The sequence below is a fragment of the Bacillus sp. JH7 genome, from assembly GCF_001563515.1.
In the GTDB taxonomy this organism is placed as follows: domain Bacteria; phylum Bacillota; class Bacilli; order Bacillales; family Bacillaceae_G; genus Bacillus_A; species Bacillus_A cereus.
The window spans coordinates 365880-378015 of record NZ_LPUS01000001.1; the positions used below are offsets into that span (position 1 = coordinate 365880).

Below are 12136 nucleotides of genomic sequence, written 5' to 3' on the forward strand. Positions count from 1 at the left end.
CCATGAGAGGGAAAGGGAATGAGTGAATGAATGGAATGGTTATTTGGAATTATAGGTACTTGTAGTGTAGTGTTATTGTTCTTTGTCCCAAGTGGTATACTTAGTTCGACAACAAGTTTGTTCTTCTTAAGTTTGTTTGCTTGTACGATGCTTATTATTATGTTTTTAATGAAGCGAAGTAAACCAATCTTCTATTTTAGCATGATTGTTATGGCAATTATTGTTCTCCAAATTATTACCCTTGTAATATACCCCACAATTATAAAAGCTTTCCATTAATGATGAATCCTCTGCGTTTGTTGCTGGGGATTTTTACTTGTACAATTTTAATTTTTAGTAGAGATTTATTTGTATTGGAATGTAAAAATTAAATATTTTCATATTTCAAACAAATAGTTTTGGGATGTTGTGTTCTCATTACGCATTTGATATATTTACTTTGAACATAATTAAAATCAAGAAAAAGAGGCGGACGTATGGATAAAAAAGAAAATACGGTCGTATTGTTTCCACAACTATCAGAGCGCTATATTGATGAAGGTTTTTTAGCGCTGAAAGAGCGGAAGTTCGAAGATGCATTGCGCTGCTTTGAAATATTACGTCAGTATAATGCGGAAACGGAACAAACGGAATTAGCTTCAGTTATTTGTTTACTCGAATTAAAACGTATGGAAGAAGCGAAAGACAAATGTGAACAGTTGCTTAAAACAGGAGTTGTCTTATTTGGTGATATTCTTGAAACGTACGTGACTATTTTAGTTCAAACAAATGATTATGAAGGTGTTATTGAAACTGTTGAAAAGGTTTTACAAACGAAAGATATAATGCCTGATCAAAAGGAAAAATTAGCGCAGCTTGCTTTATTTGCAGAAGGTATGCTAAATGAGGGAGACGCATCGCTAGTGGATTCAAATTTTGAGTTGGATGAGTTTACTAATGAAATTTTTGGAGAAAACTTTGGACAGAAGCTAAGAGCGATTCAGCGACTTTCGTTAAAAGACTTAGATCTTGCATTACCTGTTTTAAAGAAATTTTTAATAGACGAAGAGCAACACCCCTATTTGAAAACTTCTATTTTGTATAAAATGATAGAAAGTCAGGTAGAAGAGGAAATAGAGGTAGAAAAGTTTGGGAATACGATTAAGGTAATTCCAGCATTTACAGGTCATAATGAGGAGCAATCCAATAACATTATACATAAATTATCAAGTCGATTAGAGCAAAATTATCCCGATATATTTGAAGCGATGGTTACATATTGGAAAGAATTGCAAATTAGCATTTTCCCATTCGCTCTATTAATGGATAAAGAAGAGATTTGGTCAGCTGTTTTAGAGAGAATTGGAAGAAAGCGTTTCGGATTGGCTATTGATGAAGAAGAGCTTATGGCAGCATACAATATCGAATTGGAAGAGTTTCATATTGCCTATCAATGGTTATTACGTGTTGAAAGAGAAGGATATTTGCCCGTATAATTATGAAAAAGAATCGTTCAGTTCTTGAAACGAGCATATTCTATGTTATAATGTAAGGGTTGCAAAAGGCAGAAAACTGCCTGTTTGTAAGAGAAGAGAAGTGTAATTCTCTTACTTAATATGTTTCATATTATTCTCGAACAAAATATACCGTAGTTGTCTTCTGGGCAATTAGTAGATTGGAACATTATATCTGAAAGCTTTTGCTAGAGGATTATTTGTGTATTTGTTATTTCAAAAAAGAGATAATGAAGATCTTAATCTATAGAGGTATGTGCATACATTATTATAGTTGGAGGGAAAGAATAAATGTCTACAAAATGGGAAAAATTAGAAGGTAACGTTGGCGTTTTAACAATCGAAGTTGATGCTAAAGAAGTAAACAACTCTATCGACGCTGCGTTCAAAAAAGTAGTAAAAACAATTAACGTACCAGGTTTCCGTAAAGGGAAAATGCCTCGTCCATTATTCGAACAACGCTTTGGTATTGAATCTTTATACCAAGATGCTTTAGATATCATTTTACCAAAAGCATACGGTGAAGCGATTGAAGAAGCTGGTATCTTCCCAGTTGATCATCCTGAAATCGACATCGAGAAGTTCGAAAAAAATGCTAACCTTATCTTCACTGCAAAAGTTACAGTGAAACCTGAAGTTAAATTAGGTGAGTACAAAGGTTTAGCAGTAGAAAAAGTTGAAACAACTGTAACTGACGAAGATGTAGAGAACGAATTAAAATCTTTACAAGAGCGTCAAGCTGAACTAGTTGTTAAAGAAGAAGGAACTGTTGAAAACGGTGATACAGCTGTAATCGACTTCGAAGGTTTCGTTGATGGCGAAGCATTTGAAGGCGGAAAAGGCGAAAACTACTCTCTAGCAATCGGTTCTGGTACATTCATCCCAGGTTTCGAAGAGCAAGTAATCGGTCTTAAATCTGGTGAGTCTAAAGACGTTGAAGTATCATTCCCAGAAGAGTACCATGCTGCTGAATTAGCTGGCAAACCAGCAACATTCAAAGTAACAATTCATGAAATCAAAACAAAAGAACTTCCTGAGTTAAACGACGAGTTCGCTAAAGAAGCAGACGAAGCGGTTGCAACTCTTGATGAATTAAAAGCAAAACTTCGCACAAACTTAGAAGAAGGCAAAAAGCACGAAGCTGAGCACAAAGTACGTGACGAAGTAGTAGAATTAGCTGCTGCTAACGCTGAAATCGAAATTCCAGAAGCTATGATCAACACTGAGTTAGATCGTATGGTTCGTGAATTCGAGCAACGTTTAAGCCAACAAGGTATGAACCTTGAGCTTTACTACCAATTCACAGGTACTGACGCTGACAAATTAAAAGAGCAAATGAAAGAAGATGCACAAAAACGTGTAAGAATCAATCTTGTTCTTGAAGCTATCATTGAAGCTGAAAACATCGAAGTTACTGAAGAAGAAGTAACTGCAGAAGTTGAAAAAATGGCTGAAATGTACGGTATGCCAGTAGACGCTATCAAGCAAGCTCTTGGAAGCGTAGACGCTTTAGCTGAAGATCTTAAAGTGCGTAAAGCTGTAGATTTCTTAGTAGAAAACGCTGCATAATAAAATAACAAGGCACGATTAAAATCGTGCCTTGTTTTATAAATATAGAAATATATTTATAAAACTTTTCGATGGAGAAGGAAAAGTTCCTTTACAAGTCGAATATACATATTTCAAAAGTTTTAAAAATTTTTTATTTGTACATAACTAGTCATATTATTTGTATTTCTCGCCACGTAGTGACATAATATGTATTTACATACGATACATTTATCGTGTACATACGAAGGCAAGAGGTTAGCACTTTGTAAGGGGTGTGAAAATATGTTTAAATTTAATGATGAAAAAGGGCAATTAAAATGTTCTTTCTGTGGTAAAACACAAACGCAAGTTCGAAAGTTAGTGGCAGGTCCAGGTGTTTACATTTGTGACGAGTGTATCGAACTTTGTACTGAAATTGTACAAGAGGAGCTTGCGAAGGACGAAGAAGTAGAATTCAAAGATGTACCGAAACCGGTAGAAATTCGTGAAATCTTAGATGAGTATGTCATCGGGCAAGATAGCGCGAAAAAAGCACTAGCGGTAGCGGTATATAACCATTACAAACGAATTAATTCTAACAGCAAAATTGATGATGTAGAATTAGCGAAGAGTAATATCGCACTTATCGGGCCAACAGGTAGTGGTAAAACATTACTTGCACAAACGTTAGCGCGTATTCTAAATGTTCCATTTGCAATCGCGGACGCAACATCTTTAACAGAAGCTGGATATGTTGGTGAAGATGTAGAAAATATCTTACTAAAATTAATTCAAGCAGCTGATTATGATGTAGAGAAAGCGGAAAAAGGAATCATTTATATTGATGAGATTGATAAAGTGGCACGTAAGTCCGAAAATCCATCAATTACACGTGATGTATCTGGTGAAGGTGTGCAACAGGCACTTCTGAAAATTTTAGAAGGTACTGTAGCAAGCGTTCCACCTCAAGGTGGTCGTAAGCATCCGCACCAAGAGTTTATTCAAATTGATACAACGAACATCTTATTTATTTGTGGTGGAGCGTTTGATGGCATTGAGCCGATTATTAAACGTCGCCTTGGTGAAAAAGTAATTGGATTTGGTTCTGAGAAGAAAAATGCTGATGTAAATGAGAAGCATGTTTTATCTCACGTATTACCAGAGGATCTTTTAAGATTTGGTTTAATTCCAGAGTTTATCGGTCGTCTTCCAGTTATTGCGAACCTAGAGCCACTTGATGAAGATGCTCTTGTTGATATTTTAACGAAACCGAAAAATGCACTTGTTAAGCAATTCCAAAAACTATTGGAGCTTGACGATGTTGAGTTAGAGTTTGAAGAAGGTGCACTAATCGAAATTGCGAAAAAAGCAATTGAACGTAAAACGGGTGCTCGTGGACTTCGTTCTATTATTGAAGGCTTAATGCTTGATGTAATGTTCGAACTTCCATCTCGTAAAGATATCGAGAAGTGTATTCTTACAAAAGAAACAGTAGCTGATAATGAGCCGCCAAAATTGGTGTTACAAGACGGTACTGTACTTGATACAAAAACATCTGCATAATGCGAAAGGGAAACAGCAATTTTTATAATTGCTGTTTTTCTTTATGTTTAGCTACGTTCCTCCGCGGAAATACTAAGAGATAAAATATTGCGGGAGGAAATAAATAATGAGCTGGACAAATATATTTTTAGTTGTTCAACTTGTTTTTGGTGTAATTGTCGGATTGTATTTCTGGCATTTACTTCGAAATCAACGAACACAAAAAGTTTCAATTGATCGAGAATCGAAAAAAGAATTAGAACAACTTCGTAAAATGCGTGAGATTTCTTTAACAGAGCCGCTAGCAGAAAAGGTGCGTCCTACAACCTTTTTAGATATTGTAGGGCAAGAGGACGGGATTAAGTCGTTAAAAGCGGCTCTTTGTGGTCCGAATCCGCAACATGTAATCATATATGGCCCACCAGGTGTTGGGAAAACAGCGGCAGCACGTCTTGTATTAGAAGAAGCGAAACGAAATCCTAAATCTCCATTTCGTACGAATGCAACATTTATTGAACTTGATGCGACAACAGCTCGGTTTGATGAACGTGGTATCGCAGACCCTTTAATTGGTTCGGTGCATGATCCGATTTATCAAGGTGCTGGGGCGATGGGGCAAGCAGGTATTCCGCAACCGAAAAAAGGGGCTGTAACAGATGCACATGGTGGTATTTTGTTTATTGATGAGATTGGCGAGCTCCATCCGATTCAAATGAACAAAATGTTAAAGGTGTTAGAAGATCGAAAAGTATTTTTAGAAAGTGCGTACTATAGTGAAGAAAATACAATGATCCCAACATATATACATGATATTTTCCAAAAAGGCTTACCGGCAGATTTTCGCTTAGTTGGAGCAACGACACGTTCGCCAGAGGAAATTCCTCCTGCCATTCGGTCACGTTGCTTAGAAGTATTTTTCCGTGAATTAGATACGGAAGAAATTCAAAAAGTAGCGAAAAATGCCGCGGAAAAAGTGGAAATGCAAATAGGTGAAAATGGTATTGAGATGATTGGGATGTATGCAAGGAATGGACGAGAAGCGATTAATCTCGTGCAAATCTCTGCGGGTATGGCGATAAATGAAGAACGTTCTTTCATTAAGGATGAAGATATAGAGTGGGTTGTTCACTCAAGTCAGCTTACACCGAAATATGAAAAGCGCATTTATCCGATTCCAAGGATTGGTCTTGTAAATGGTCTTGCTGTATACGGACCAAATACAGGTGCGTTATTAGAAATTGAAGTAACAGCAATTCCGGCGAAAGATAAAGGATCGGTAAATGTTACCGGAATTGTGGAAGAAGAAAGTATTGGTAGTCAAACGAAATCGATTCGTCGTAAAAGTATGGCGAAAGGCTCTGTTGATAATGTATTAACAGTACTTCGTTCTTTAGATGTGTTGCCAGAAGGATACGATATACATATTAACTTTCCAGGGGGTATCCCAATTGATGGCCCTTCTGCAGGAATCGCTATGGCAACAGGTGTATATTCTGCGGTGCACCGCACGTATGTAAATAATGAAGTAGCGATGACAGGTGAAATAAGTATACACGGAGAAGTAAAGCCTATTGGTGGCGTATACGCAAAAATAAAAGCTGCGAAAAAAGCGGGAGCTAAGAAAGTCATTATTCCTGCTGAAAATATGCAACCATTTTTGTATACGATCAAGGGAATTGAAATTATTCCTGTTCGTAAGTTAAAAGAAGTATTTGAGTTAACGTTTATGCAAGAAAATATGCATAGAGAGCTAGATGTACATACTCACGTAGACGAAACAGATGCACAATCTATGTAAAAATAAACAATAATAAAATTTGCCAGACTTCGTTTAAGTTTGTATGCTTAATCGGAGTCTTTTTCTTTTCGTGAGGTAGAAAAACAAGCTATTTACAATTGCGCGGAATCTCAGCAATTGCATCTAGGTGTATTGTAATATAAAATAGTTGAACAGGAGTTTAATTTATTATGGAGGTGCTATGTCTAGTATGAATACGAACGAAAGAATCGTGCCCCTCCTACCATTAAGAGGCGTTCTCGTATATCCAACGATGGTTTTGCATCTTGATGTAGGACGTGATAAATCGATACAAGCACTAGAGCAGGCGGCAATGGATGAAAATATCATCTTTTTAGCAATGCAAAAAGAAATGAATATCGATGATCCGAAAGAAGATGACATATATAGTGTAGGTACAGTGGCGAAAGTGAAGCAAATGTTAAAATTGCCGAACGGTACGCTTCGTGTCCTTGTGGAAGGTTTACATAGAGCAGAAGTAATAGAGTTTATCGAAGAAGAAAATGTAGTACAAGTGTCTATTAAAAAGGTAACTGAAGAAGTAGAAGATGATTTAGAAGAGAAAGCTTTTATGCGTACGTTACTGGAGCATTTCGAACAATATATTAAAGTTTCGAAAAAAGTTTCAAATGAAACTTTTGCAACGGTAGCTGATGTGGAAGAACCAGGGAGATTAGCTGATTTAATTGCTTCTCACTTGCCGATTAAAACGAAGCAGAAACAAGAGATTTTAGAGATTGTATCTGTAAAAGAACGATTACAAACACTTATTTCAATTATTCAAGATGAACAAGAGTTACTTAGCCTAGAAAAGAAAATTGGGCAAAAAGTGAAACGTTCCATGGAGCGCACGCAAAAAGAATATTTCTTACGTGAGCAAATGAAGGCGATTCAAACTGAACTTGGCGACAAAGAAGGCAAGGGCGGAGAAGTAGAAGAACTTCGTGAGAAAATTGAACAGTCAGGAATGCCGGAAGAAACAATGAAGGCTGCCCTGAAAGAATTAGATCGTTATGAAAAGTTACCAGCAAGTTCTGCGGAGAGTGGTGTTATTCGCAATTATATTGATTGGTTATTAGCGCTTCCGTGGACAGAGGCAACAGAAGATATAATTGACCTTGCTCATTCGGAAGAGATTTTAAATAACGATCATTACGGTCTTGAAAAAGTGAAAGAGCGTGTACTTGAATATTTAGCTGTACAGAAGTTAACGAATTCATTAAAAGGACCTATCCTTTGTTTAGTAGGCCCTCCTGGGGTCGGCAAAACTTCGTTAGCGCGTTCAATTGCAACATCATTGAATCGTAACTTCGTCCGTGTATCTCTTGGTGGTGTGCGTGATGAATCTGAAATTCGTGGTCACCGTCGTACATATGTTGGAGCAATGCCAGGACGCATTATTCAAGGTATGAAAAAGGCGAAAACAGTTAATCCAGTCTTCTTATTAGATGAGATTGATAAAATGTCTAACGATTTCCGTGGAGATCCATCAGCGGCATTACTTGAAGTATTAGATCCAGAACAAAACCATAACTTCAGTGATCATTACATTGAAGAACCATATGATCTATCAAAAGTTATGTTTGTAGCAACTGCTAATACACTTTCAAGTATTCCAGGTCCATTACTTGACCGTATGGAAATCATTTCGATTGCTGGCTATACAGAACTTGAAAAAGTACACATTGCTCGTGAGCATTTGTTGCCGAAACAATTAAAAGAACATGGCTTACGAAAAGGTAATTTACAAGTGCGTGATGAAGCGCTTCTTGAGATTATTCGTTATTATACACGTGAGGCTGGTGTTCGTACGCTAGAGCGCCAAATTGCAAAAGTTTGCCGTAAAGTAGCGAAGATTATCGTTACAGCAGAACGTAAACGTATCGTTGTGACAGAGAAAAAGATTGTTGATTTACTTGGTAAACACATATTCCGTTATGGGCAAGCTGAAAAAACAGACCAAGTTGGTATGGCAACAGGTCTAGCTTACACAGCAGCAGGCGGCGATACACTTGCCATTGAAGTTTCTGTAGCGCCAGGAAAAGGGAAACTAATTTTAACAGGGAAACTTGGGGATGTTATGAAAGAATCAGCACAAGCTGCGTTTAGTTATATACGTTCTCGTGCAGAAGAGCTTCAGATCGATCCGAATTTCCATGAGAAAAATGATATTCATATTCACGTTCCAGAAGGAGCAGTTCCAAAAGACGGACCGTCAGCAGGTATTACGATGGCAACGGCACTTATTTCTGCGCTAACAGGTATTCCTGTAAGTAAAGAAGTGGGTATGACAGGTGAAATTACACTTCGTGGTCGTGTATTACCAATTGGTGGTTTAAAAGAAAAAACATTAAGTGCTCACCGCGCAGGCTTAACAAAAATTATTTTGCCAGCAGAAAACGAGAAAGATTTAGATGATATTCCAGAGAGCGTAAAAGAAAACCTTACGTTTGTGCTTGCATCTCATTTAGATGAAGTATTGGAGCACGCATTAGTAGGAGTGAAACAATGAAAGTAACAAAAGCAGATATTGTAATTAGTGCTGTTAAACCAGAACAATATCCAGACAGTGATTTACCAGAAATTGCATTAGCAGGTCGTTCAAATGTGGGGAAGTCTTCCTTTATTAATAAAATTTTAAATCGTAAAAAGTTAGTGCGTATTTCTTCTAAACCAGGAAAAACGCAAACGCTGAACTTTTTCTTAATCAATGAGATGATGCACTTTGTTGACGTTCCAGGTTATGGATATGCAAAAGTATCTAAATCGGAGCGCGCTGCATGGGGGAAAATGATTGAAACGTACTTTACAACTCGTGAGCAATTAGACGCAGCTGTATTAGTAGTTGATTTACGTCACCAACCAACAAGTGATGACGTGATGATGTATGATTTCTTAAAGCATTATGAAATCCCAACAATTATTATTGCGACGAAAGCCGATAAAATTCCGAAAGGGAAATGGCAAAAGCATTTAAAAGTTGTAAAAGAAACACTTGCTGTTGAAATTGGCGATGAAATTGTTCTATTCTCTTCTGAAACAGGACTTGGAAAAGAAGAAGCGTGGAAAGCAATTCATAAATTTACAAAAACAAAAAACGCGTGACGAATGTCGCGCGTTTTTGTTTTGCTAAATTTTTTAGCGTACGTTTAATGTAACTTCAATATTTCCTCGTGTTGCTTTCGAATAAGGACATACACCGTGAGCCGCTTCTACAAGTTCTTGTGCTTCGCTATGTGAAACGCCAGCTACATGTACATCAAGTACAGCAGATAGACCGAAACCACCATCTGTATCTTTTCCGATAGAAACGTGAGCAGTTACTTCTGTACTTTCTACTTTCACACGTTTTGTACGAATGACAAGTTGTAATGCACTATCGAAACAAGCTGCATAACCAGCTGCAAATAGTTGTTCTGGATTTGTTGCTTCTCCGCCTGCACCACCTAGTGCTTTCGGCATTTTTACATCAAGATTTAATATGCCATCATCTGAAACTACTTTCCCATTTCTTCCACCTGTTGCTGTTACTGAAGCAGTATATAATTTATCCATATTTATTCCCCTTTTCCATCATTAATTGTTTTCATTGTGTCAATTAGTTTATTTAGTTGAATTAATAAAGAGCGATATTCTTGCTCTGTAATTCCTAAGTTTGTAGCCATCGTTGTCGGTAATGAACAAGCCTTTTCCTTTAAATCTTTGCCTTGTTCTGTTAATTCAATACAAACTTTTCGCTCGTCTTCTTTGGAACGAACACGTTTTACAAGTTTTAATGATTCCATGCGTTTTAACATAGGTGTTAACGTACCAGAATCTAAAAATAGACGTTCTCCAATTTCTTTTACTGTTAGTCCATCTTGCTCCCATAGTACGAGTAAAGTAATGTACTGGGGATACGTAATACCCATTTCTTCTAAATAAGGTCGATAAAAACGAGTAACCTCTCTAGAGCAGGCGTAAATAGAAAAACAAAGTTGGTTATCTAGATGCAAAGAGTCTTCTGTCATAAATAACTCCCTTCTAATTAAGTTGTGCACAATTTAATTTTATAAAACCAATATAACGAAAAAGAAATACAATGTCAAATACATTGTATTGAGAAAGTCTTTGTTACATTTTGGAACAATCATACATATTTTCCTTCATGATGAAAGAAGATAGGGAAGATGATGTTATAATTTATATGGAATAGTTTCCATCACTTGATTATGAGGGCTTTTTTTGGTAACGTACAAATAGAGTTATTAATTTATAATCATTATAAAGTAGAAGTTTTTTTTATTAGTGTTACTGAATCTCCTTTATTACATACGGAGAATAATTAAAAAATAATCAGTTGTTCACACGATTGTCAGATTCATAAGAGGAAAGTTGTATTATGATAGTAGATAAAGTGATAAAACGGGTGAAGGGGGACATGCTGCGTGCATATTCTTGTTGTTAGTGTAAATTATCGAACAGCCCCTGTAGAATTTCGTGAGAAACTCACATTTCAGGCAGCAGAACTAGAGCGAGCGATGACTACATTACAAAATCAAAAGAGCGTGTTAGAGAATGTCATTGTATCAACTTGTAATCGCACTGAGATTTATGCTGTTGTCGATCAATTACACACGGGACGGTATTATATTAAGAAGTTTTTAGCTGATTGGTTTCAGCTTGAAATAGAAGAAGTCGCGCCATATTTAACTATTTTTGAACAAGATGGTGCAATAGATCATTTATTCCGCGTAACGTGCGGTTTAGATTCTATGGTAGTCGGAGAAACGCAGATTTTAGGTCAAATAAAAGATAGCTTTTTAGAAGCGCAACAAGTTAAAGCAACAGGCACAATTTTTAATGAATTGTTTAAGCAAGTCATTACATTAGCAAAACGTGCCCACTCAGAAACAACAATCGGGGAAAGTGCGATGTCTGTTAGTTATGCTGCTGTTGAGCTTGGAAAGAAAATATTTGGCGAGTTAACAGATTGTCATGTGCTTATTCTTGGTGCTGGTAAAATGGGCGAACTTGCACTGCAAAACTTATATGGAAGTGGTGCTCGTAAAGTAACAGTTATGAATAGGACGCTTTCGAAAGCAGAAGTAATGGCTGAGAAATATATGGGACATGCAAAATCATTAAGCGAATTACAATGTGCATTATTAGAAGCAGATATTTTAATTAGTTCAACTGGTGCATCGGAGTATGTCATTACGAAAGAGATGATGACAAAGGTAGAGAAAATGCGCTCTGGTCGCCCTTTGTTTATGGTTGACATTGCAGTGCCACGTGATATTGATCCAGCGATTGATGAGCTAGAAGGTTCTTTCTTGTATGATATTGATGATTTACAAGGAGTAGTGGAGGCAAACCGTGCTGAGCGTTTGAAAGAAGCAGAGAAAATTCAATTTATGATTGAAGAGGAAATTGTTCTATTTAAAACGTGGTTAAGTACACTTGGTGTTGTTCCATTAATATCAGCTCTTCGTGATAAGGCACTTGCAATTCAAAGTGAAACGATGGTAAGCCTAGAGCGAAAAATACCAAACCTTAGTGATCGTGAGAAAAAAGTCATTAGTAAGCATACGAAAAGTATTATTAATCAATTATTAAAAGACCCAATTTTAGTAGCGAAAGAAATAGCTGCTGAAGAGGGAGCGAGCGAAAAATTAGCGTTATTTGCGAAGATTTTCGATTTAGAAACGGAAGACGTAGAGAGTTGTGCGGAAGAAGTAGAACATAAAAAAGTGTGGACACCATCCGTTCCATCTTTATAATTTGGAAGGAT

10 protein-coding genes are annotated in these 12136 nt (G+C 36.8%); 8 read left to right on the plus strand and 2 right to left on the minus strand.

The window, feature by feature from the left end:
- Positions 1-30: 30 nt before the first annotated feature.
- From AU379_RS28280 to ysxC, 7 genes are all read left to right on the plus strand, one after another.
- Positions 31-279 (plus strand): hypothetical protein, encoded by a 249-nt coding sequence (locus AU379_RS28280; RefSeq protein WP_001983650.1) that lies wholly within the window; start codon positions 31-33, stop codon positions 277-279.
- 197 nt (positions 280-476) lie between these two features.
- On the plus strand, positions 477-1475 hold the full coding sequence (locus AU379_RS02025; protein WP_000358274.1) for a hypothetical protein: 999 nt from the start codon (positions 477-479) through the stop codon (positions 1473-1475).
- 309 nt (positions 1476-1784) lie between these two features.
- A complete protein-coding gene (tig, locus tag AU379_RS02030; RefSeq protein WP_000105215.1) occupies positions 1785-3062 on the plus strand; it encodes a trigger factor in 1278 nt (425 codons plus the stop codon).
- A gap of 264 nt (positions 3063-3326) precedes the next feature.
- On the plus strand, positions 3327-4586 hold the full coding sequence (clpX, locus tag AU379_RS02035; RefSeq protein ID WP_000472289.1) for an ATP-dependent protease ATP-binding subunit ClpX: 1260 nt from the start codon (positions 3327-3329) through the stop codon (positions 4584-4586).
- 106 nt (positions 4587-4692) lie between these two features.
- Positions 4693-6363, plus strand: a complete 1671-nt coding sequence (gene lonB / locus AU379_RS02040; protein ID WP_000119179.1) for an ATP-dependent protease LonB — start codon at positions 4693-4695, stop codon at positions 6361-6363.
- Between the two features lie 181 nt (positions 6364-6544).
- Positions 6545-8875 carry an endopeptidase La gene (gene lon, locus AU379_RS02045; RefSeq protein ID WP_061138933.1) on the plus strand — a complete coding sequence of 777 codons (2331 nt, stop codon included), beginning with the start codon at positions 6545-6547 and terminating at the stop codon, positions 8873-8875.
- Positions 8872-9468, plus strand: a complete 597-nt coding sequence (gene ysxC / locus AU379_RS02050) for a ribosome biogenesis GTP-binding protein YsxC (protein WP_000869116.1) — start codon at positions 8872-8874, stop codon at positions 9466-9468. The genes lon and ysxC overlap by 4 nt, the downstream gene beginning before the upstream one ends.
- A 33-nt stretch (positions 9469-9501) precedes the next feature.
- Here ysxC and AU379_RS02055 read toward each other — a convergent pair whose 3' ends face one another.
- Both AU379_RS02055 and AU379_RS02060 read right to left on the minus strand, forming a co-directional pair.
- The gene (locus AU379_RS02055; RefSeq protein WP_000359781.1) at positions 9502-9918 is read right to left on the minus strand and encodes an organic hydroperoxide resistance protein; all 417 of its coding nucleotides are present in this window, start codon (positions 9916-9918) and stop codon (positions 9502-9504) included.
- A 2-nt stretch (positions 9919-9920) separates the two neighbouring features.
- Positions 9921-10373, minus strand: coding sequence for a MarR family transcriptional regulator (locus AU379_RS02060; RefSeq protein WP_000133916.1), 453 nt, complete (start codon positions 10371-10373; stop codon positions 9921-9923).
- A 417-nt stretch (positions 10374-10790) separates the two neighbouring features.
- On the opposite strand from AU379_RS02060, the gene hemA reads away from it, so the two are divergent.
- Positions 10791-12125: a glutamyl-tRNA reductase gene (gene hemA, locus AU379_RS02065; protein ID WP_000547867.1), complete on the plus strand. Its 1335-nt coding sequence runs from the start codon at positions 10791-10793 to the stop codon at positions 12123-12125.
- The last annotated feature ends 11 nt before the right edge of the window (positions 12126-12136 follow it).